The organism is Streptococcus oralis, from assembly GCF_016028255.1.
In the GTDB taxonomy this organism is placed as follows: domain Bacteria; phylum Bacillota; class Bacilli; order Lactobacillales; family Streptococcaceae; genus Streptococcus; species Streptococcus oralis_AC.
On the sequence record NZ_CP065707.1, the window covers coordinates 531,724 to 554,214 of the forward strand.

The following is a 22,491-nucleotide window of genomic DNA, read 5'->3' on the forward strand; positions in this document are numbered from 1 at the left end:
ATGGAACGAGTAGGACGTCAGGAATTACTAGAACAATTATTAAATTATGAACCATTAGGATTTATTGATCCATTCTCAGATCTTGGGGAGTTTGATTCTCTCCAGAAGAAATTTAAACAGCCTGTTAAAGAGCTAGTGAATCGATATTCAGGACAACCTTACAGCTTGGTCTGGCAACATAAAATTATGGAAATGCGGAAGTTGTTTATTGCCTATCAGATAGCATTAAATGAAGAAGATAAGCAGATTAACTTTCAGCGAAGAACAAGAAGCGAAGAGTCCAAAGAACATGCTAATGCTATTGTAACAACCTATTTGAAGTTAGGATTTAGTTTTAAAGAGATTGAGAAGCGTGTTTCTTTATCTTACAAACAACTTCGTAGAGGATGGAGAAGAAGTGACCATGTAATGACAAGTAGTCCTGAATTTTATAGTAAACAGGACTTATCTGAAGGTTACTGTTTACCGAGTAAAAAGTTGCCTAAAAGCATGAGAATCAATGAGGAATAGTTATAATTTCCCAAATATTAGGAGAAGTATGAAGTTACAAGAATACTTTAGCTTAATCACAAAAAACGGATTAAGAACACAAAAATTTAAGAATAGCCATCTACAACTCATCTCTTCAGCTGAAGAGGGAAGACGAGGCTCTGTATTTGCTTATCGTTCAAAAGCGAATATGGTGAAGGCACGTGGTGTTGTTTTAACCTCTATCGAATCATTGCTGGAGAACCAGGATCAGTTTACACACTGGACTCCTAATGTATATTGCTACGGAAGCTATAGTGATGCTGGTAGACGGATTACACGTGGGCACTCTGAAGATAATCTTAGACAGATTAACACATTCTACATTGACTTCGATATTACCTCTGCAGCTGAAGAAATGACGACAGGAGATATTTTAACCGCTTCTCTGGAGCTAGGTTTTATGCCAACGTTGATTCTAAAATCTGATAAGGGATTTCAAGCCTATTTTGTCCTCTCAGAATCGGCTTATGTTACAGCTCATTCCCAATTTCGAGTGGTAAAGGTGGCCAAAGCAATCTCTCAAAATTTGAGAAATTACTTTGCTCAAACTTTACCAGTAGATATGACCTGTAACCATTTTGGAATTGCTCGGATTCCTCGAACTGATAATGTTGAATTTTTTGAAGCTGACTATACCTATTCGTTCCAGGAGTGGTTAGATTGGTCGATGAAGCAATCAGATCTTCCCTTCCCAAGTAAAAAGCCCAATTTGACGGTTATTTCAGGTTCTGAAGGGGTGAAACAGATTGATGAACCTTGGTATCAATTGCTGATGAGAGAAGGGAATATCAAAGGTGGAAAAGCCTTGATGGGAAGAAACAACGTTCTTTTCACGCTGGCTTTAGCCAACTTCTCTTCAGGAATCGATCAGGAAGAGTGTGAGGAGGTTCTTTCTAACTTTAATGCAAGTTTAGACGAACCACTCTCTTCAGCTGAATATCATAAGATTATCACAAGCGCCTACTCAGGAAAATATGAAGCTGCTAGTCGTGACTATGCGATGACTTTATGTAAAGCATGGGTTAACCAGGAACTCAAGGCTTCAGATCTCTTTGTGAAGCAACGTTGGTACAAGTTTAAGAAGAAACGTGCAGACAGAAAGAATAGTCATTATTCCGAGTGGGAAGACGATATTATGTTTTACATCACAGAGAGAACGAATCAAGATCAAACTATTTTAAAAGTGACACAAAAAGACTTACAGATTGCTCTTGGAATTGCCAGTTCTAGCTTAAAAATCGTTCTACGTAGACTGGTAGAGAAGCATAAAATTTTTTTACAAGTTAAAAAAGGGCGAGGAGGGGGATTAATATTAGCCTCTATTCGAATGATAATCTTAACAACTATGCAAAAGAAACAAGATGCTAAAAAGGCCTATTTAGATACCCTTACGCATCTTTTGAAGATACCTAGAAAGATTATCAACCAAACTATTTATCATGTACAGGAGGGCTTAAAACATGTCGTACAAGGAGAATTATTTGAGGAGGATGTGGGATAAAAGTAGGAAAAAATTTAATAGCCAGACTGCCATTACATTATATCTATGATACTGGAGGGAAAAGAATGAATAAAAAAGAGTGTCGTCGATGGACACAAGAAGAAATAGACTATGTAAGAATGTTTGCAGAAGATCCTGACGGCGACAATTGTATTACCGTAGCGATGTATCTAGGAAGAACTGCATCTGCAGTTAGAGGGAAAGTTCATCAATTGAGAAAAGAGGGAACTCAAACTAAACTATTGGATAAATGGTCCGACTGGGAAATTAATGCTTTAAAAAGAATGAGTGGGAAAATGACTGTGAAAGAACAAGCTAGGTTACTTGGTCGTTCTTATCATTCTGTGTGTCATAAAAGGAGTGATTTAGGGATACCTAATGTGCCTAGTCAGTATGGGAAAGAGATTAGAAAGTTGGCGAATCAAGGTTTATTTAGGAAAGAAATTGCAAGGAAATTGAGATTGAACTACTCTTCGCTTTGTCATTATATTACACGTGAGGGAATTCCTTGTGTGGTGGATGAAGAGGGGCGTTTACAAGGTATAACAGACAAGATAAAGTATCATAATCAATTGATGTCTTGGGCATTTTATAAGGAGGGTAAAAATGGATAAATGGCTAATCTTCAGTTTTTATAATGGTGATTTTATTCGTCACGATGATGTGATAGTAGTATTTGAAACAAAAGGTCTAGCTCGTCAATTTTTAGATCATTATCAGAAGCCCAAACAAAAAGAGACGGCGACTAACTATAAATACTACGATGCACCATTTCGATTTGTGAAGGAGGGGGATTATGGAGTGTTGTAAAATTATTCGAGGTTATTATTTGACTGGATTAGGACAGGAAGAATTGGCTTATTATTTCAAGGTGACGGAGGAACAATTTGAGGATTTAAATTTAAAAGTTGGCGATATTATGATAACTTTTTATCAGAATCAGGAAGTAATAACGAGTATTCCTGCTTTAGTAAGAGTAGCGTCATTGATAACTGATAAAACAATTGTAACTCAATATCTGAATTCTGAAAAAATAGATGGTTTTCCAATGTTGCCAATTGTTGAGAAGTATAAAAATTTTGATCCGATAGTTTTTAAACATATTATGGAAATGTATCAAAATATGAAAGAAGAAATCACACAGTTGAAATTAAAATAAAAAAATAAAGGAGAGAAAAATGGAATTAATTTTTAGAATTTTTGAAGCACTATTGTATAGTTTTGTAATGACACTCCTAGCATGGCTTTTAATTTATCCAATCTGTTACATACAGCTTCAATCATCTTCAAAGAAAAATAAAGTCAGGTTGTTTCCAGCTTCAGTTGCGGGTGTAATTTTATTCTTGTCTATTGCTCCTAAACGAGTCACAATCCTATCCGTAGAAGAGAGAAAACAACTTAAAAAGAATATAAAAAAGTAATAAAATTAGGCAGTTTAGAACCATATATTTTACAGAAATTAGGAGAAAAGTTGATGTTTATAAGTGTGTTTTAGTGTGTGTATGATGTGGGAGGGGGCAATTTGTAAGTATGTAAAAGTAGGCGAAGCCGAGAAAATTGGGGACACTAGAAACGTTGATACTATCAACTTATCACAGGATGTGGTAACAGTTTCCCTTATGCTCTTTTATTAGATATAGGAGAGGAAAAAGATAGGCAATTTGCCTGGTCAAAATATGGTCAAATTTCCCCCTGCTTCACTCTATAAAAATTAATTTGGAAAATGGTGTGTTTATGGATAATTGGAAAACGATGTTAGAAGTTGCGAAAGAGTTGGGGATTACAAAAAGTTTAGTTAGATATCACCGTCAAAAATTGGAGGATATTGATATCAAAAAACAAGGTGGTGTAACATACATTTCCCCTCAGGGTGTTATGAAAATAAAGAGCTTTTTACGGTCAACGGATTACGATGAAAGCTTTGAAACAATAGTTAAAAATCAACTCAGTTTGATTCAAGAATTATTAATGAGTCGGACAGAGTTGTATAGAGAAAATACTAGAGATACTATTGAACAATTTCGAGAATTTTTAATTCGTTCACCAGATAGTTTAAAAGTTTTACATGAATTGGAGGAACGGTCAAAAGGAACGCCAGAGAATGAGTTTTATTTCGTACTTGCAGATTATATTGAATTGAAAAGTAAGAGGCATTATGATTTTTTGGTGGAGTAGAAAGGATGGATAATAAATGACTAACGGAAAACGAAGTGAGTTAAAAATTCGTGGATTAACTCAACTGGAAATTGATTATTTAAAATCACTTGCTAAAAAGAAAAAAGCAAAATCTTTTAATGAGTTTTTACTTCAGATTTTGCGTGAAAAAATTGAATTTGGGAGATTCAATAGAGCTCAAGAATTATATGTAGCTCATTTGGAAAATATGAAATTAGCTTCAGACCATATTAAAAACCAAGTTCAAAAACAAACAGAACAATTAGATAGTTTCAACGAAAAGATCGATTGTTATGGCGATCATATTTCACGTTGGCTAGAGTATGAAGGGGAGGTAGAATGTGATGACTAAAGATTTACTTATTCGCAATATACCAGAAGATATGTTTATTCAGCTACATATGATGAAAAAGGAACAAAATTTTCCTTCTTTCAATGCGTTTATGTTAGCTCAGCTGGAAAAAATTTGTCAATTAGATGGCTTGAATTTATATGACAATGCCTTTTCTAAGAGTTTGACTGAAATTAAGGAACAGCAGAACAAAATTTTAGAGTTATTAATAAAAAATGAGATAACTATTTTGGGAGTTAGTGGGAAACAAGAAATAGTCGAAGAGCTGACAGTTAGCTGGTTAAATCGTGTTATGAAGGAGTGATTTTAGGCTAAAAGTTTGGTATAATAAAGCAAGTAAAACAGGAATAAAGGAGATCATCTATGATGAAACAGAAATTGATGCTTATTTTAGGAGTTCTTGGCCTCTGTATTGCTATCTTAACAGCTTGTTCAGGTAAAACTTCACAAAATGCAGACGGCACACCTAGCACCTTAAAAAGTCGTTATTTGGGGTATTATCGATCTGATACAGATAATGCGACATATTTTGATGAAACAACTAATGAGTTTGATTTTGATGTGAATAAGAGTACAATTTCAGACGGAACTGAAATTGAATCTCATATCAAAACATATCAAGTATTGTCTGAGGATGAGCTAGCTTCTAACTTTAAAGGTCAAGCTGAAAAAAATAAGGGAGAGATAAAAAATACAGATACTGCTGTTTTCTATATTGGTTTGATAAGTGATGATAGAAATGGAAATAAAGACGGTAAAATTTCAGTAGATGAGCAACGTTCGGTATATCAAATTATTTTGAGTAATAACGGTAATAGTATTAAAATTCTTTCGTTGGGTGATGATTGGGATCAGTTTGCTTTTACCGGAACAGCTAAAGACTAGTATTTTAAAGGAGCTTACTGGCTCCTTTTTTTTGTTTGTCCCTTTAATACAAGATATTTCATTATCTATTATGCTAGAAATAAAAACCGTAGGGAGAATATAATGAAATATGATAATTTTTCAGATTTAATGTCAAGATTCGATAACTTACATAACAAGATTCCAATAACAGATGAACGTTCGGCTCCTTTAGTTGAATTTTATAAGTATTGGAGCAATTACCTGGAACCAACACCAGCTTATTTAGCGTTTTTATCTAGTTTATGGGGCTCTTTGGCTAAAGGGCTGTATTTTATAACTGCTAGTCTAGAACATGTTTTTAACAATTTATTTAAGCTTTTTGGACTTTTCGGATATCTGGGGGATCAGAAGACAGTAATTGGTCAATTTTTTTACTGGTTTCAGGTAATTGGAACTTCTCTGTTTGCCTTAATACTCGTTGTATCAGCTGTTACAGGAGTTTTTACAAAACCAGTTAAATATAAAAATGTAATCTTAAATTTTTTGATGGTGACCCTAGTATCTTCAGCTTTACCGTTGGCTTTAACGACAATATCTACGGCTATTTCTGAAGATGTGCAGAGTGTTCAGAAAGTAGAGAGTGCCTCAGGAGACAATTCAAAGTATTTCTCTTCTCTAGCTATTCAACCTATGAAAAATAATGTTGTAGATTTGAAAGTTTTAATTGATAAGGATTTTTCAACAGAACTTTTCCCAATGGATGACTATGGATTTATTAAACCTATCCAGGAAGGCTCGACTCCTCTTAATAATATTACAGATAGTCCAGATAAACGTGATACCTCTGATTTTGCTTCACGAATTGATTTTAGTGCCACATTTGGAGCGACTGATACAGTTCTATTAGATGCTCTTGAGACAAAACAAAAAGGATTAAAAGGACTCTTTCTTCATCAATTAAATGCAACTCAAAATGGAATTTTAACTGTTGATGAACATCGCTTTGTAAAGGGATTAAATGCTTTTGAACCAGTGTATATGCGTTATAAAGTCAATTGGATTGGGATGTTTGCTCAGTACTTTATTTTGATTATTCTTTTAACGAGTATGGCCATTAAACTCGTAAAATCTATTTTTGATATTCTTATTGAAGCACTTATTTCACCTCTAGTCGGTTATACTTCACTTTCTAACTCTAAAAAATATAAGGAATTATTAAGAACAATTGGCGGTGCTGGAGCAGGTATCTTCTTTGAGGTTATTATTATGCGTGTAACGCTTGAGATTTTCCGAGATTTACCAGTTCTCTCTGTCTCAGCTGTGGCGAAGCTTTCTGGAGGATTCTTTGAAGGCCTTAATAGTTGGGAACAAATGATAGCGGCCTGTGTAGTTTATGTTGGAGTATTCTTTGCATCAATGCAAGGAGTGGCCATGATTGAACGTTGGCTTGGAGTTTCAACCGGTCATAGTGAAACAGCTCAACAACTGCTCGGTGCTATGATGATGGGCAATGCCTTTGCGGCTGGAGCAGGTGGTGTCTTTAATGGGGGTATGGCACTTGGTCAATTTGGTATGGATATGGCACAAAAAGCTCCAGATGCCTTATCTAAAGGAAGCCAGATCCTAGGGAATAGCCTTGCCAGAACTGGAGGTGGTATTCAAGGTGCTTGGAACTCTGTAAAAGACCAGGGCTTGATGAATGCGGCCAAAGGTGGTGTAAGCAATATGGTTGATTTGGCAGAATGGAAAACTTTTGAAGCCATGCAAAATACGAAAGGGGCAGTAGGCAACGTTTTAAATAACCTAGATGATAAGGCCGTCTCTGCTCAAAATGCGACCTATAACGCTCTGAAAAATGATGCTGTTCCTGGAATTGGTCAGCCTGGCCCAATTGATATTCCTGAACCTCCAATCGATCCAGGAACAACGGATGCACCTATTGTCGATCCAACTTCTTCAGCTGAAGGAATGGAGTCCCCAATTCAAGATCCAAATTCACCTGCAGAGTCCCCAATTCAAGATCCAAATCCACCTGCAGAGGCACCAGTTTCAGAATCGACACAACCACCAGCACAGCCTGATTCTTCTCAACAAAAATTTCAACAGAGCATGAATCAAATGAATTACATGAACCAACAAATGCAACAAGCAGGACAGCGTATGCAGGGGGGACGTCATATCACAGGTGCTGAGAGTGAAGAAGATGATAATTAATGTTGACGTTTTTTTAAAAAAATGGCAAACTACTAACATTGTATTTGTTTGTTAGATTTAATAGTTCGTATCTATATCTTTAACTCCTGATTTATGTCAGGAGTTTTTTGTAGAATTAAAATAAATTTGCCTAAAGTTCTACCTGACTTGTACAATAGCTCTATTGTACTAAAGGAGGTTGTGGCAGGTGCTAGATGAACGTTTATTCAAGGAAAATTTATTAGAGAGTAGCGGTAAAGATTTTTTAAATTGGATAAAATCTTATGATGATTCACAAGTGCCTATCATGAAGCGAAGAGGTTATACCTGTATTCATTCAATGGAGCGAACAGTAGCTTTTACATTTGGGGAATTTACTTTTAGGAGAAGGCGTTGGAAAAAAGGAGATAAGTGGATAATTCCTGTTGATGATAAATTGGGTTTAGAGAGAAATACTAGGTATTCCAGAGAATTTATGTACCAAATAGCTAAATTATCTACTATGATGTCTTATGGAAAAGTGATACAAGTGATTGAAATGACTTATAATATTGTAATTACAAAACCTACAGTCGTTAAGGCAGTTAAACTATGTGCTGATTTGTTGAGGAAACAGGAAAGTTACCAGTCTTATCAAGAATCAAACGAAATAAAAGAGAAAGTAGATGTCATCTACGTAGAGGGAGATGGTGTAATGGTAAAATCAAGTGATAAAAATCTAAATAATCGCCGTATTGATCTTTCTCATTTTGTCGTACATACAGGAAGTAAAAAGATAGGGAGTAAGAGATTTGAACTGCAAAACAAAAAGGAATTTATTTCACCCAAAAATCGTTTAGTGAGAGAGCAGGTAATAGACTATTTAACTAATACTTTCGAGATTAGTAAAGAAACTATTTTTGTCACTAATTCAGATGGAGGGCATGGCTATACACCGTATGTCTTTAAAGAAATGGCAAAGATACTCAGAGTAAGTCGCCATGAGCATTTTTGGGACGAATATCATCTTAATCATAGTTTAAAGAGCTTTTTCAATTCTTATCCATCAGAGCTTTTAGAGAAAGCATTTCAAGCGATTCAAAGGCATGATAAAAGTTTATTACGTAGTGTTTTAGATACGACAGAGGCTTTAATAGAGACTCAGGAAGAGATAGAACAGTTCTATAAATTTAAACGGCGCCTTCTTCAAAATTTTCAATATACCAAGCCTGCAGAATTGAGAGGCCTTTCACATTCTGGAATAGGTATAATGGAAAGTCAGCATCGTAAAATTACTTACCGTATGAAGAGAGGTGGAAAATATTGGACAGAAAAAGGAGCAGAAGCAATGAGTAAAATGATACTCTTGGCTGATAAAGACGAACTTCGGGAATTATTATTGGGGTCTTGGATTGTTGACTATGATCAAATTCAAGAGCAAAGAGGGCTATCTGGTGGGGAGGTTAGACGCTTAGAGTCTAAAAAAACAAGTCAATATATGCCAACTGGGAAAATTACCTGGAAGAAATTTAAACCCTGATATTTAGAAATAGTTGCACCAGGGGATAAAACGTGCTATAATGATATCAAATTTAAGCAAATAAAAAAGCCGTAAGGACTGCAATCCTTACGGCACCGAGTAAGTAAAAACCGAAAGAAGAAATTTTATTTCCCCAACTTACTCAGTCTACATACTCTATGTTAAAGCATAATGAGCAGAATGTCAAGACTGGGACAAGGGAAATCCTAGTTTTTTTTCTTGCTTGGGGGTCTCTCTCATAGGGTTTGAGGTTTTCTAAAAAATTTTACCACTTACAAAGGCGTAAAATCCCTTTACAAATCTAGCTTTTCATGGTACAATAGCCTTTGTGTGAAATAGCAGCAGGAAAGCATGAAGCTCGTCAACAGGTGTCTTATGACAAGTAACCTTGGCTGTTTAGGCGAAGGGCATCTGCACGAATCAGGGCTTTCTAAGTGACTATTTCCACCGAAATATTATTTATATCAGGAGGACATACATATGTCACGTTATACAGGACCATCTTGGAAACAAGCTCGTCGCCTTGGCCTTTCACTTACAGGTACAGGTAAAGAATTGGCACGTCGTAACTACGTACCAGGTCAACACGGACCAAACAACCGTTCTAAATTGTCAGAATACGGTTTGCAATTGGCTGAAAAACAAAAACTTCGTTTCACTTACGGTGTAGGTGAAAAACAATTCCGTAACTTGTTCGTACAAGCTACAAAAATCAAAGGCGGAATCCTAGGTTTCAACTTCATGCTTCTTTTGGAACGTCGTTTGGATAACGTTGTTTACCGTCTTGGTCTTGCGACTACTCGTCGTCAAGCTCGTCAATTCGTAAACCACGGTCACATCCTTGTTGACGGAAAACGCGTTGATATCCCATCATACCGCGTAACTCCAGGTCAAGTGATCTCAGTTCGTGAAAAATCATTGAAAGTTCCAGCAATCCTTGAAGCTGTTGAAGCAACTCTTGGACGTCCAGCATTCGTATCATTCGACGCTGAAAAATTGGAAGGTTCATTGACTCGCTTGCCAGAACGTGACGAAATCAACCCAGAAATCAACGAAGCACTTGTCGTTGAATTCTACAACAAAATGCTTTAATTTTAAGAAATATCTTACAGAAAGCCTACAACAGTGGGCTTTTTGCTTTGTCTTAAAACGTTGATTTCTGGGTTTGCTTAGATATTTGCTAGATTGATTTCATTGCTGCTTCAAAGAATGAGACGGCTTTTTTTGCATTCTCTTTTGAGAGGTGGCTATATATATCCATGGTCATGCTGATTTGCGAGTGACCTAGGCGGTGCTGAAGCTCCTTGTAAGGTATGCCAGAGTTAAGCAGTAAACTAGCGTGGGTATGACGGAAACCGTGAAAGCCAATGTTAGGAACGCTAGCACGTTTGAAGTGGGTTCTTAACCTGGTTTGTAAGGTTCGATTATTAGGGTACTCATGTATGAAGTCAGAAAAGACCACCGTTTCAGTACGTCCAAGTTGCCAAGCCTCTTTTACTTGTCTACGTTTGTACTGTTTCAGCATGCTAACAGTTGCTTGATCTATATCTATATCTCGATAACTAGACTTTGATTTTGGGCTATTGATTTCTTGCTTATAGTTTAGAGTCTTTGTGACGTGGATAACTGCATTATCTAAGTTTATATCAGACCAGGATAGGGCTAAAGCTTCATTGATACGATAATCGACTTCTATATACCAAAAATACCTATCGAGTAACTATCAAGTCAGCGCGAATCAAATACTTTCGCTTCTTTCTTATGGTAAGTTGAATTAATAAAATAATTATGATATTCTTTTTCTATAAGGAAAAAATTAAAATGATTATAAGATAGTTTATTTAGAAAATTAGTCAAAATTTTTTCTAATTAATTTGGAAATCATTAACAAGGGGGATATTATGGCTGAAAGAATAATACATCAAGCTGATCTTCGTGCTATCGAGAATAATTTGCGCTCTATCCATGAAGGATTACGAACAATTGATGCTAGAGTTGATGTAGCAAACGAAAATCTTCAAATCGTGTACGATGAAATTGGTAGTTTAGCACAAGAATTTCATGAATTTGTGAATATCCAACAAAAAGCTAATAGATTAGGACAAGCTGAAACTCGACTGGTAAAAATACGTCAGGAAATTGAGAAGAAATACGGACATTATGATATTGTTCGTCGTACTACCACAGGGATTTTACAAGCTGATGATTTAGGAATTGTCAAAAAAGAAACAATCAGCACTGCAACAGAAGAACTAATGATATCAACTCCAGGCTACTGGCTTGCTCCATGCTTGGTTGCATTAGCAGCATGGATAAATAATCAACCCGAGTTAGCTGAAAAAGCAGTCAAGGAAGGGCTTAAACGAAACGATGAAAAAACCTCCCTTTTCTTTGCCTTAATTTGTAGAAGAGCTAACAGAAAGAACGCATGCCTTAAGTGGACTCAACGTTATCTAGCTAATCAAGATGAAGAAAATCTTGATAGAAATTCTATAATTATCTTAGATGCTTTTGCGAGCGGCCTTTTAGGAGCCGATACAGAAGGAGTCATATCACGTCAGATGAATGAGTGGCTCAGTCGACTTGAAGATAAACCAGGTTTTACTGAACGACAAACAGAACAATGGTCCGAAGCGATTAATCTGAAAAGAACTAAATTAGACGAAAATTTATATCCTAATTTGAGGAAATATAGTAGTAGTTGGCCTGTTCTTGAGGATATCTTAGAAGGAGCTTATCTTCATGAACAAATATTAAACTATCTAACTGATATTTTTGAGAAAAAAGGGTCTACAGAAAGCGTCAAAGAACAATTAGATGATATTTTAGACACACTTGTGACTGATTTTGATAACGAGGAACTAGCTCTTCGAAAACAAGAAAAATTCGAGCAGTTTGTGGTTGACTTTGGAGGAGATGACAACCGTGCTCATCAAAACATGGATATTGAGGTGACTGCATTTGAAACCCATAAAGACTTCACCCAGTTGCTTACCGATGCAGCAATGAAACCCGAATCTTCTCACTCAAGTATATCAACCCAAAAATTTGCATTGGCTCTTTCTCGTGATTGGGTAACAAACGCTTATAATGACGTTACTGCAAAAAATCGCATGAAGATTCCTTACGAAATTGAAATTAATGTGGATACTTTTAATGATAAATCAACAGATGGCCAAAACGAAAACGAGTTGATTGAAAAATTCAATTCTCAGATTGACTCTGAAAAAGAACAAACTTTGTCAAACTACTTCCCAAGTTTATTTGATAAATTCCTTTTGTATGGTGGTATAGCTATCGGAGTAATCGGTTTAATGATGATTTTTGGGAATATTTTCTTAGGTTTAATAGCTATTATAGCAGGGATTGTTATGGTTCTTAAACATAAATCTAATATTGAAAACATTGAAACGAATCGCAAGAAAATTGAAGAACAATACGAGAATAAAAGAGTAAATGGTGAACAAATTATAAGAGCTACTCTGGCTGAAATTGTAGACTTTAGAATTGAATTCGCAGAGAAAGATGCTGAAAGCACTAAAGTTCTTGATTTCCTCGAACAAATAAGACCTGAACAATATGTAAACAAGTTGGCATCATCTAATAGAAAGATTAAAATTTGAGGAGGTAATTGACATGGATGAAAAATATAAAGGCGATAGTAAGCTATCATCTAATAACACCACTCCATTTAAGAGCATTAATACTGAAGAAGATATCACTGAAGAACCTATGAGCGTGTTTGCTGAGGGACTCCCTTCATGGGATATTGTGCCCCCACAATTGCTAGTCAGAAGGAAACGGCAAAAATAATGAATAAACCACAAACATATGCAGAATGGGTAAACGTCTTAACTGTTTTTAAAAACAAAGATGATGATGAAACAGTTTTAAAAATGATGAAATCTGGAACTATCGAATGGCAATACGGTGTGGCAGAACGTTTCTCTACAAAGTTAATTGACGCTGTTAATTACCGTATGAATGTAGCTTCAGATAAGTTTCAAAATGATTTACTAAAATCCCAAGGATACGAGGGAGCTATTATTCAAGCAATTCTTTCTTTGAGAAAAGAAATGACGTTCTTAGCTGAAGCAATCAATCTTCCTGTAATTCCGGATAAAGAGCGACAACACTACCTAAATCTCGTTATAGAACAAGCTAATAGTATGCAAAAATCTTTAGAAGAATCTGCAAAACAGGACCGAAGCGGGAAAATGTCAAGTATTATTAGAAATCATAAAATTAATTCTTTTTTAAATAAAGGTGAACAGTAAATGAGCAATATAGTAAAAAGCAAAGAACTTCTTACGAGATATTCACTTGCAAGAATTCCTTTTATTGCTATCAATACCATTGAGCCAAGTAGAACATTAGATATGTTAAAGGAAATATCTGAAGAATTACAACTTCCGTTCAACGTACATACTCTCACCAAAGGTGTGTATGATCTTAGTTCTGGTAAGAATGTTAACGATGATAAATCTGTTTATGGTGCAATAGATTACATGACGGACCAAATGCAAAAGAAACAATACCAAACTATTGTACTGACAGAAGTTCCGGATCTTAGTAATGAAAATAGCGATTCTAAACAAGTCTTAGCACTGGTCAATCTAGCCAATGAAACTGGAGGCGTTGTAATAGTTTTTACCAATACCCCTATTTGGAATCAACTTCAACGGCAAGGTATGACAGTAAAAATAGATTTACCTAACGAAGAAGAAATGTACTCAATAATTCAAGAGTACATTGACGACTATAGAAACGATATCCAGATTGAATGGGACAACTCCGATATTCGAGAAGCTGCAGCAGCTCTCAATGGGGTAACTAGAATTGAGGCGGAGAACGTTATCGCTGCTTTGATTGCAAATAAGTGCATAAGAAAATCTGATTTAGATGAGATAAGATTTGCAAAAGATCGCCTATTCTCTGATATCTCTGGTCTAGAAAAAATCGTTGTAGATGATTCTGTAAAGGATGTCGGAGGACTTGAAGGATTAAGGAAGTGGCTTGATGAAAAGAAAGAATTGCTAACTCCCGAAAAGAAAGATATGTTACGTGAGAAAGGATTGCAGCCACCTAGAGGAATACTCCTAGTAGGTGTCCCTGGATGCGGAAAATCTTTATCTGCTAAATCAATTTCCGCTAACTGGAAACTCCCATTATATCGTTTAGATTTTGCAACGGTTCAAGGAAGTTATGTAGGTCAGTCTGAACAGCAACTCAAAGATGCTCTAACTACCGCTGAGAATGTATCTCCATGTATTTTATGGATTGATGAAATAGAAAAAGGACTATCAGGAGCTACTGGAGGCGCTAATGATGGCGGTGTATCTACTCGTATGGTTGGTCAATTCTTATTCTGGATGCAAGAATGCAAAAAACAAGTTTTTGTAGTTGCAACAGCTAATGATGTATCTATGCTTCCATCAGAACTTCTCCGTCGAGGAAGATTTGATGAGTTATTCTTTGTTGATCTACCTACTGCAGATGAGCGTAAAGAAATACTTGCTTTGTATTTTAAAAAATACTTAAGTCTAGAATTTGAAGGAGATTTTTCTGATAATATCATTCAAATAAGTGATGGTTTCACTGGTGCGGACTTAGAATCGACAGTTAGAGATTTAGCTTACCGAGCTATCGCTAATAACAATTTTATTCTCAATGAAGAGAATATCATGAATGCTTTCAATAATGTAGTCCCACTCTCTCAAACTAGCCCAGAAAAAATTGAGGCTATTAGAGATTGGGGGAAAGAAAGAGCTGTTCCTGCATCTGGAAAACCAATCGGTGGAGAGGGACTTGTTCATAAACAAAGTGGACTTAAAACAAGAAAAGTACTTGTTTAATAAGTTCATTATTTGGACACGGTAACTGTAATCTCAGTTTCGTGTCCATTTTTATAATTCCTTAAATGAAGATCTATTCTAAGAGTACCATTAAAAGGAATCTTAAACTGCAAAATATAACTTATAACACAATTAGGAGAAAAATAGATGCCTAAACCAATGTTAAATCCATACCAATCCCAAAAACAAACACAAGCAAGCCATATCATGACTTCTAACTTAAAACAACCACAGATAGATAAATTGAGTTTAGATAGGCTTCTAAGAAAATCACGGTCTAAAGAATATATGGATACTATTCATCAACTAGATGCAGGAGGACATGTTCATAATAAAAAGGAAGTAAATGAAATTATTAATACAATTAAGTCAGAATTCCCAGATGTGGATATTAATGGAATTCTCCTAGGTTTTGTAGCAAAATGTTATTTAGGGGCACCTTATGAAGCGCACACCCTAGACTTAGTTGGAGAAATCATTGAGCATTATAAACGAGGAGAGACATTACCTGGTGGGCTCGATAAAGCCAAAAGCATTGCTTTACATGGAGGATATGATTTTATCGAAGTTTATACAGATTGTTGTCGAGCAATTAGCTCAAATGGTTCCGTATCAGTTATAAAAGATTAATTATGTATAGAACAGTAACATATGGCATACAGAGAATTTCATAAATAATTGGTAATTAACCTAAAAGGATACTATTAGGTAACAGGAAAAATTCATCTCGATGTTAAAACGACTACTGTATTATCTTTGTAATATAGTAAAATTATCAGGAATCGCTTGGAATAATTAATTTGTTTTTCTCTATATAATAAGAATTAGTGGCATGAAAGGATAGCTATATAGTAGGACACAAAATATCTATTACCAACCAACGCGCTACTTAGCTAGTGGGGGGACATTCGGCGGTTTCGCCTATTCTCTTTTATAACTAAGCCCATAGAAATAAATCTAAGGTTTTTTTGTGCACTTATATTGTATGCTCAAGATTTTAAAAATACAAAAAAATGACTTCTGAAATAAATTCACAAGTCATCTAGTATAGTCTCTAATAATCTATACTGCAATCGATAAGAGAATTATATCACTTTATCTCAGTTTTTGTCAAGTAGAATAAATAAAAAGTCACACATAATTATTAATACTATTTATTTTATGATATATATTCGTTCCAAGGATTCTATTAAATTCGCTCCTTGGAATTTCATTATTTAAATTATCTACAATCTGTTTAAAATCTCTGATTAATCTTCTTAATTCTGTTTTTGAATAACCAAATCCTTTTAAGTACATAACTAAAAGCATAAAATAATCTACAATTGAATTAAACATTATATTTTGAATTCTATATCTTAAGTTTATATCATTTAATAGCGTTCGATTAATGTTACGTTTCTTAAAACGAGTATCAAAAATAATATGATTATGTGCGATCGCATTTCTCAATTCGTTTAAAATAAATATATGATTTGTCAGATGACTTGCATTGGTATCCATAGCATCATAGATTCCAAGTATATTAAGTACATTTTTTCGGTAATCTCTATGCATTTGCTCAACGAAATCGCCAAGTTTCCCAAATGATAAAATTTCAAATACTATCCACAAAGGGATCTGATCTCCCGAATTAATTTTATTAGTGACCATTTTATTTTTATTATAGTTCATATGAATACTCGTATGAACATTTTTTTGAAGATTCAAACGTTTTTTGAGCATATCCGTTCTCTGATTAGAAGCAAAATGCATACAGTCGGTCAATTTGTTAATATATATGTCTTCGAATATTGGATCACTATTACTTACCAGTTCATCTAAAATATAATTTTTAATATGTGTTTCACAAGAGACTAAAGGCGAGAATAATAAATCTTTTAAGGCTGTGTCAAAGTTATAAATAGCTACAATTTCATCAAAGTTACTAAAGTTGAATAAATTTTGCCTAGATTTATAAAAACGATATCCTTTATAGCCATGGTAATAACCCATTCTAAGTAAATATTTTTTATGTTTAGAACCATATATAGTAATTCCATGGTTATTTCTTATATGCCTCATTAAACTATTGGTTGATTGACCGTTCACCATTTAAAATTACTCCATTCCTTTAACTTTGCTTTCGATAAAATTAATTTCATTATAATAAAACACCCCAAGTTAGGTTTTTCTGTCTAACTTTTGAGGTGCAGTTCAAATCAGCGTTTTTCTTATGTATTGATTCGTATTGAATGCTTACTTAACTTCTGTAAACACAACGTGTTTGCGAAGTTTTGGTGAGTATTTCTTCAATTGAAGACGGTCTGGAGTGTTACGTTTGTTTTTAGAAGTAAGGTACAAGCGTTCACCAGATTCTTTGTGTTCAAGTGTAATATTTACGCGCATGGTATCTCCCTTCTATTATTCAGCTGATGCAGCCTTAGCGATTTTACGTCCTTTGTAGTATCCTTTAAGTGATACGCGGTGAGAACGTGAGTAATCTCCAGTAGTTTCGTCAAAGTTTACAGATGGAGCTGTTACTTTGTAGTGTGTACGACGTTTGTTTTTCTTCGCTTTTGAAGTGCGACGTGCAGGTACTGCCATTTTGATTTCTCCTTTAGGTATTTAAATTCGATTCAATCTAGTGATTTTCATCAACCATACTAGGATAACACATTTTTTTTGTAAAGTAAAGTTACTTGACAAAAAAAGATGAAAAAATTCTCCTGTCCGATCTAGCAGACAGGAGAAGGTGTTAAATATCAATCTCAAATGGTTCGTCAATGGTTTCCGATACGTATTTTCCGTCTTTCTTCCGTTGCTTGACACACTCTGTAAGGAGATATTCGATTTGCCCATTGACTGAACGAAAGTCGTCTTCTGCCCATGATGCGAGTGCAGCATATAACTTATTCGAGAGTCGAAGGGGGATTTGCTTTTTTTTAGCTTCTGCCATTTCTAATAAAGGCTTCCTGTATTGACAATTGGTTGTGCATCATGATTGCCACAGAGAACGACTAAGAGATTTGAAACCATGGCAGCTTTTCGTTCTTCGTCAAGCTCTACCAATTCTCCTTCATTGAGACGTTCTAGTGCCATTTCAACCATTCCTACAGCGCCGTCTACAATCATCTTACGTGCATCGATAATAGCAGATGCTTGTTGACGTTGAAGCATGACGGCAGCAATTTCTGGTGCATAAGCTAGGTAAGTAATACGTGCTTCAAGGATTTCCAAGCCAGCATCTTCAACACGACTTTGAATTTCTTCACGAATACGGTTAGCTACAATTTCGCTAGAGCCACGGAGACTTCCTTCATCTGCTTGTCCATCCCCTGTAGTATCTACATTAGGAGACACATCGTAAGGATAGATGCGGACAATATTACGAAGGGCGCTATCACATTGCAATGAAAGATATTCTTTGTAGTTATCAACGTTGAAGACTGCCTTAGAGGTATCGACTACACGCCAAGTAACGGCAATTCCGATTTCCACAGGATTTCCTAGACAATCATTGATTTTTTGACGAGAATTGCTCAAGGTCATAACCTTGAGGGAAATCTGTTTCTTGCCAATTTCAAGATTTACATCATTGCCATTTGATGATTTCATCCCTGAAAAAGGAGATTTCGTGCTAACGTCCCCACTTTGTCCAAGTCGAGTGTGATTTGCAGGGTTAACTGCTACGCTGAAGGGATTGACAAAGTAAAAACCAGGTTCTTTGATGGTACCTGTATAGTTACCAAAGAGTGTCAGAACCAGAGCTTCCTGAGGTTTGACAACTTTTAAACCAGCATGAGCTAGTGCTGTAATTATGCTTAGTACAAGTCCGATAATAATTCCAAAAACATTTTCCGAATCAGCACCCATTATAAATATAAAGATACCAAGTACGAGTGTCAACTCAATGAGAATCAATGCGAATACACCATTTGGTTTTGAATTGATTAGTTTTTCAGTCATAAGAATGACCTCCTGTTATATGATATCTAAATGATATCACTTTAATTTATAAAGTCAAGAAATAAATGTAACATTTTTAAAGAAAATATTGCTGTATAGAATTTTCTGAAAATTCAAGAATTTTATTCTGTTCTTCATGCGGAAATTGTGCTATAATAGTAAAAACTGAAACGGGAGGGATAAGATGACTGAATTAGATAAACGTCACCGCAGTAGCATTTATGACAGCATGGTGAAATCACCTAACCGTGCTATGCTTCGTGCGACTGGTATGACAGATAAGGACTTTGAAACACCGATTGTGGGAGTGATTTCAACTTGGGCGGAAAATACACCATGTAACATTCACTTGCATGATTTCGGGAAACTGGCTAAAGAAGGTGTCAAATCTGCTGGCGCCTGGCCTGTACAATTTGGAACCATTACCGTAGCAGACGGGATCGCCATGGGAACGCCTGGTATGCGTTTCTCTCTAACATCTCGTGACATCATCGCGGACTCCATCGAGGCGGCTATGGGTGGTCACAACGTCGATGCCTTTGTCGCTATCGGTGGCTGTGACAAGAACATGCCTGGTTCTATGATTGCCATTGCCAACATGAATATCCCAGCTATTTTTGCCTATGGTGGTACCATTGCACCGGGTAATCTTGATGGCAAAGATATTGACTTGGTTTCTGTTTTTGAGGGAATCGGGAAATGGAACCACGGTGACATGACAGCTGAGGACGTGAAGCGTCTTGAATGTAATGCCTGCCCTGGCCCTGGTGGCTGTGGTGGTATGTATACAGCTAATACCATGGCGACTGCTATCGAAGTTCTCGGTATGAGTTTGCCAGGATCTTCATCTCACCCAGCTGAATCAGCTGACAAGAAAGAAGATATCGAAGCAGCAGGACGAGCTGTTGTCAAGATGCTGGAGCTTGGTCTCAAACCATCAGATATCTTGACTCGTGAAGCTTTTGAAGATGCCATTACAGTAACCATGGCTCTCGGTGGGTCAACCAATGCCACTCTTCACTTGCTTGCCATTGCCCATGCGGCTAATGTTGACTTGTCACTTGAGGACTTCAATACAATCCAAGAGCGTGTACCTCACTTGGCCGACTTGAAACCTTCTGGTCAGTATGTCTTCCAAGATCTCTACGAAGTCGGTGGTGTGCCTGCTGTTATGAAGTACCTGTTGGCAAATGGTTTCCTTCACGGAGACCGCATTACATGTACTGGTAAGACTGTCGCTGAAAACTTGACCGACTTTGCAGACCTCACACCAGGTCAAAAAGTTATCATGCCACTTGAAAATCCAAAACGTGCGGATGGTCCGCTTATCATCTTGAACGGGAACCTTGCCCCTGATGGAGCGGTTGCCAAGGTATCAGGTGTGAAAGTGCGCCGTCACGTTGGACCAGCTAAGGTATTTGACTCTGAAGAAGATGCTATTCAGGCCGTTCTGACAGATGAAATCGTTGATGGCGATGTTGTCGTTGTTCGTTTTGTTGGACCTAAGGGTGGTCCTGGTATGCCTGAGATGCTGTCACTTTCATCCATGATCGTTGGTAAAGGTCAAGGAGACAAGGTTGCCCTCTTGACAGACGGACGCTTCTCTGGTGGTACTTATGGTCTGGTTGTTGGACATATCGCCCCTGAAGCTCAGGATGGTGGACCGATTGCCTACCTTCGTACAGGTGATATCGTTACGGTTGACCAAGATACCAAAGAAATTTCCATGGCCGTATCCGAAGAAGAACTTGAAAAACGCAAGGCGGAAACAACCTTGCCACCACTATACAGCCGTGGTGTCCTCGGTAAATATGCCCACATCGTATCATCCGCTTCTCGCGGAGCCGTGACAGACTTCTGGAATATGGATAAGTCAGGTAAAAAATAAACTCAAAAAGCAAGCCATTTCGGCTTGCTTCTTTTCATCTTCAAAAGTGATTTGCCTGCTTATACTCAATAAAAATCAAAGAGCAAACTAGAAAGCTAGGCGCAGGTTGCTCAAAGCACAGCTTTGAGGTTGGAGATAAAGCTGACGTGGTTTGAAGAGATTTTTGAAGAGTATTAACGGGGTGGCAGTCCAAGGGCGATACGGCCGTAGCGACTGATTCGTGTAATCTTCCAAGCGGGTGACCAAGTGACTTCAACCTTGACATCTTCGATACCCTCGATTTGTTTGAGACCTGCCACGATTTCGATAGGCAAACTTTCGGCACAATCGCAGGCAGTATCCGTGAAAGTCATGACAATCTTGCAGAGACCTGTTTCATCCAGATTGATTTCATAAATCAGCCCTAGATTGTACACATCCAATTCCACATCTGTATCAAAAACCTTCTCTAGTTTTTCGATAATTTGGTCTTGCAAGGCCAAAGCGCGGTCATTGATTTTGATATCGTCTCTCATAACAGTCCCTCCACCTGATAAATATCCTCTATTTTCTCATAATTCTGACAATTTGGCAAGTTTTTGATGAATTTTCTGAAAAGTATGATAGAATAAAGAAAATGATCAATCAAGGGGAAGTCTATGGAGCAGATTGGAACAGTCTTTAGACAATTACGAGAGTCAAGAAATATCTCGCTGAGACAAGCAACTGGGGGACAATTTTCGCCGTCCATGTTGTCCCGATTTGAAACAGGTCAGAGTGAACTTTCGGTGGGAAAGTTTCTGTTTGCCCTAGAAAATATATCTGCCAGTGTAGAGGAAATCCTCTTTCTGGCGAGAGGTTTTCAGTATGATACAGATTCTGAGTTGAGAAAAGAAATCACAGATATCTTGGATCCAAAGAACATAGCACCTCTCGAGGACTTGTATCGCAAGGAATATCAAAAGCATGCCCATTCTCAAAACAAACAGAAACATATTCTAAATGCCATTATGATCAAGTCTTATATGAAGAGCGTTGATGAAACAGTAGAGTTAACGGCAGAGGAAGGGAAAGTCCTTCATGATTACCTGTTTTCTACCGAGATTTGGGGAATCTATGAACTCAATTTGTTCTCAGTCAGTTCTCCTCTCTTATCTATTCCTCTTTTTACTAGATATGTACGAGAAATGGTCCGCAAATCTGATTTTCTAATGGAAATGTCTGGAAACCGAAACCTTTTTCACACCATGCTATTGAATGGTTTTTTAGCCAGCATTGAGTGTGAAGAATTTACCAATGCTTATTATTTTAAACGTGTTATCGAAGAGCATTTCTACAAGGAAAACGAGACCTATTTCCGAATTGTCTATTTGTGGGCAGAAGGTCTCCTTGATAGCAAGCAAGGCAGAGTCAAGGAAGGACAAAAAAAGATGGAAGATGCTGTCCATATTTTTGAGATGCTTGGCTGTAACAAATCTGCCGAATACTACAGAAAAGCAACAGATTGTTGAATATCTGCAAACTAAGAAAATAATTTAAAATTTGAAGCGATAGAACTCTTGTCCTCTCTCATGTCATCAAAGAGATTTTATCGTTTTTTTAGCTTTTTTTGTGTGTTGCATATATTCAAAAGTTTACCCTTTCAAATTTCTAAGTGCTATACTATAGTCATACTTCATATAGGGATTAGAACAAGAAGGGAGA

General features: G+C 36.5%; 26 protein-coding genes and 1 pseudogene. 20 read left to right on the plus strand and 7 right to left on the minus strand.

The annotated features are described in order from the left end of the window. The 13 genes from I6G42_RS02655 (at window position 1) to rpsD (ending at window position 10,209) form a co-directional block, all read left to right on the plus strand. Complete coding sequence (locus tag I6G42_RS02655; protein ID WP_038804262.1) at window positions 1-510, plus strand: hypothetical protein; 510 nt, start codon at window positions 1-3, stop codon at window positions 508-510. Between the two features lie 28 nt (window positions 511-538). Then, complete coding sequence (locus I6G42_RS02660; protein WP_038804261.1) at window positions 539-2,032, plus strand: primase C-terminal domain-containing protein; 1,494 nt, start codon at window positions 539-541, stop codon at window positions 2,030-2,032. A gap of 65 nt (window positions 2,033-2,097) precedes the next feature. After that, window positions 2,098-2,646: a hypothetical protein gene (locus I6G42_RS02665; RefSeq protein WP_038804260.1), complete on the plus strand. Its 549-nt coding sequence runs from the start codon at window positions 2,098-2,100 to the stop codon at window positions 2,644-2,646. After that, entirely contained in the window at window positions 2,639-2,842 is a 204-nt protein-coding gene (locus I6G42_RS02670) for a hypothetical protein (protein ID WP_038804259.1), read from the plus strand. Before I6G42_RS02665 ends, I6G42_RS02670 begins: the two co-directional genes overlap by 8 nt. Next, complete coding sequence (locus I6G42_RS02675) at window positions 2,829-3,191, plus strand: hypothetical protein (RefSeq protein ID WP_038804258.1); 363 nt, start codon at window positions 2,829-2,831, stop codon at window positions 3,189-3,191. The genes I6G42_RS02670 and I6G42_RS02675 overlap by 14 nt, the downstream gene beginning before the upstream one ends. A 19-nt stretch (window positions 3,192-3,210) precedes the next feature. Further along, window positions 3,211-3,453: a hypothetical protein gene (locus tag I6G42_RS02680; RefSeq protein WP_038804257.1), complete on the plus strand. Its 243-nt coding sequence runs from the start codon at window positions 3,211-3,213 to the stop codon at window positions 3,451-3,453. A 313-nt stretch (window positions 3,454-3,766) separates the two neighbouring features. Further along, window positions 3,767-4,207 carry a hypothetical protein gene (locus tag I6G42_RS02685; RefSeq protein WP_007520128.1) on the plus strand — a complete coding sequence of 147 codons (441 nt, stop codon included), beginning with the start codon at window positions 3,767-3,769 and terminating at the stop codon, window positions 4,205-4,207. 16 nt (window positions 4,208-4,223) lie between these two features. After that, entirely contained in the window at window positions 4,224-4,559 is a 336-nt protein-coding gene (locus tag I6G42_RS02690) for a hypothetical protein (protein ID WP_038804256.1), read from the plus strand. Beyond that, the gene (locus I6G42_RS02695) at window positions 4,552-4,863 is read left to right on the plus strand and encodes a hypothetical protein (protein WP_038804255.1); all 312 of its coding nucleotides are present in this window, start codon (window positions 4,552-4,554) and stop codon (window positions 4,861-4,863) included. Before I6G42_RS02690 ends, I6G42_RS02695 begins: the two co-directional genes overlap by 8 nt. A 59-nt stretch (window positions 4,864-4,922) precedes the next feature. After that, the gene (locus tag I6G42_RS02700; RefSeq protein ID WP_038804254.1) at window positions 4,923-5,444 is read left to right on the plus strand and encodes a hypothetical protein; all 522 of its coding nucleotides are present in this window, start codon (window positions 4,923-4,925) and stop codon (window positions 5,442-5,444) included. Between the two features lie 102 nt (window positions 5,445-5,546). Then, window positions 5,547-7,619 carry a pLS20_p028 family conjugation system transmembrane protein gene (locus I6G42_RS02705; RefSeq protein WP_038804253.1) on the plus strand — a complete coding sequence of 691 codons (2,073 nt, stop codon included), beginning with the start codon at window positions 5,547-5,549 and terminating at the stop codon, window positions 7,617-7,619. Window positions 7,620-7,806: 187 nt separating this feature from the next. After that, window positions 7,807-9,117: an ISLre2 family transposase gene (locus I6G42_RS02710; RefSeq protein ID WP_038804252.1), complete on the plus strand. Its 1,311-nt coding sequence runs from the start codon at window positions 7,807-7,809 to the stop codon at window positions 9,115-9,117. A gap of 480 nt (window positions 9,118-9,597) precedes the next feature. Further along, the gene (gene rpsD, locus I6G42_RS02715; RefSeq protein WP_000092756.1) at window positions 9,598-10,209 is read left to right on the plus strand and encodes a 30S ribosomal protein S4; all 612 of its coding nucleotides are present in this window, start codon (window positions 9,598-9,600) and stop codon (window positions 10,207-10,209) included. Between the two features lie 88 nt (window positions 10,210-10,297). Here rpsD and I6G42_RS02720 read toward each other — a convergent pair. Then, window positions 10,298-10,801, minus strand: a pseudogene (locus I6G42_RS02720) (site-specific integrase); the annotation flags it as partial. A 217-nt stretch (window positions 10,802-11,018) separates the two neighbouring features. On the opposite strand from I6G42_RS02720, the gene I6G42_RS02725 reads away from it, so the two are divergent. The 5 genes from I6G42_RS02725 to I6G42_RS02745 all read left to right on the plus strand — a co-directional run bounded on the left by I6G42_RS02725 (window position 11,019) and on the right by I6G42_RS02745 (window position 15,602). Next, window positions 11,019-12,740: a hypothetical protein gene (locus I6G42_RS02725; RefSeq protein ID WP_038804251.1), complete on the plus strand. Its 1,722-nt coding sequence runs from the start codon at window positions 11,019-11,021 to the stop codon at window positions 12,738-12,740. A 13-nt stretch (window positions 12,741-12,753) separates the two neighbouring features. Continuing rightward, window positions 12,754-12,930: a hypothetical protein gene (locus I6G42_RS02730; protein ID WP_000343799.1), complete on the plus strand. Its 177-nt coding sequence runs from the start codon at window positions 12,754-12,756 to the stop codon at window positions 12,928-12,930. After that, a complete protein-coding gene (locus tag I6G42_RS02735) occupies window positions 12,930-13,394 on the plus strand; it encodes a hypothetical protein (protein ID WP_038804250.1) in 465 nt (154 codons plus the stop codon). Before I6G42_RS02730 ends, I6G42_RS02735 begins: the two co-directional genes overlap by 1 nt. Continuing rightward, a complete protein-coding gene (locus I6G42_RS02740; protein ID WP_038804249.1) occupies window positions 13,395-14,972 on the plus strand; it encodes an AAA family ATPase in 1,578 nt (525 codons plus the stop codon). Window positions 14,973-15,119: 147 nt separating this feature from the next. Continuing rightward, on the plus strand, window positions 15,120-15,602 hold the full coding sequence (locus I6G42_RS02745) for a hypothetical protein (RefSeq protein ID WP_038804248.1): 483 nt from the start codon (window positions 15,120-15,122) through the stop codon (window positions 15,600-15,602). Window positions 15,603-16,103: 501 nt separating this feature from the next. Here the strand turns inward: I6G42_RS02745 and I6G42_RS02750 are convergent. The 5 genes from I6G42_RS02750 to I6G42_RS02770 all read right to left on the minus strand — a co-directional run bounded on the left by I6G42_RS02750 (window position 16,104) and on the right by I6G42_RS02770 (window position 18,920). Beyond that, window positions 16,104-17,066 carry an Abi family protein gene (locus I6G42_RS02750; protein WP_038804247.1) on the minus strand — a complete coding sequence of 321 codons (963 nt, stop codon included), beginning with the start codon at window positions 17,064-17,066 and terminating at the stop codon, window positions 16,104-16,106. A 144-nt stretch (window positions 17,067-17,210) separates the two neighbouring features. Beyond that, window positions 17,211-17,360: a 50S ribosomal protein L33 gene (rpmG, locus tag I6G42_RS02755; protein WP_001265622.1), complete on the minus strand. Its 150-nt coding sequence runs from the start codon at window positions 17,358-17,360 to the stop codon at window positions 17,211-17,213. A gap of 15 nt (window positions 17,361-17,375) precedes the next feature. Beyond that, a complete protein-coding gene (gene rpmF, locus I6G42_RS02760; protein ID WP_000290417.1) occupies window positions 17,376-17,558 on the minus strand; it encodes a 50S ribosomal protein L32 in 183 nt (60 codons plus the stop codon). 151 nt (window positions 17,559-17,709) lie between these two features. After that, window positions 17,710-17,910 carry a PTS ascorbate transporter subunit IIC gene (locus I6G42_RS02765; protein ID WP_000796543.1) on the minus strand — a complete coding sequence of 67 codons (201 nt, stop codon included), beginning with the start codon at window positions 17,908-17,910 and terminating at the stop codon, window positions 17,710-17,712. A gap of 2 nt (window positions 17,911-17,912) precedes the next feature. Beyond that, window positions 17,913-18,920: an SPFH domain-containing protein gene (locus tag I6G42_RS02770; protein ID WP_038804246.1), complete on the minus strand. Its 1,008-nt coding sequence runs from the start codon at window positions 18,918-18,920 to the stop codon at window positions 17,913-17,915. 184 nt (window positions 18,921-19,104) lie between these two features. On the opposite strand from I6G42_RS02770, the gene ilvD reads away from it, so the two are divergent. Continuing rightward, on the plus strand, window positions 19,105-20,808 hold the full coding sequence (ilvD, locus tag I6G42_RS02775; protein WP_000137350.1) for a dihydroxy-acid dehydratase: 1,704 nt from the start codon (window positions 19,105-19,107) through the stop codon (window positions 20,806-20,808). 173 nt (window positions 20,809-20,981) lie between these two features. On the opposite strand, the gene I6G42_RS02780 is transcribed toward ilvD, so the two are convergent. Continuing rightward, window positions 20,982-21,323 carry a metal-sulfur cluster assembly factor gene (locus I6G42_RS02780; RefSeq protein WP_001204052.1) on the minus strand — a complete coding sequence of 114 codons (342 nt, stop codon included), beginning with the start codon at window positions 21,321-21,323 and terminating at the stop codon, window positions 20,982-20,984. 123 nt (window positions 21,324-21,446) lie between these two features. Between I6G42_RS02780 and I6G42_RS02785 the strand changes: the two genes are divergently transcribed. After that, complete coding sequence (locus I6G42_RS02785; RefSeq protein ID WP_038804245.1) at window positions 21,447-22,298, plus strand: helix-turn-helix domain-containing protein; 852 nt, start codon at window positions 21,447-21,449, stop codon at window positions 22,296-22,298. Window positions 22,299-22,491: the final 193 nt, after the last annotated feature.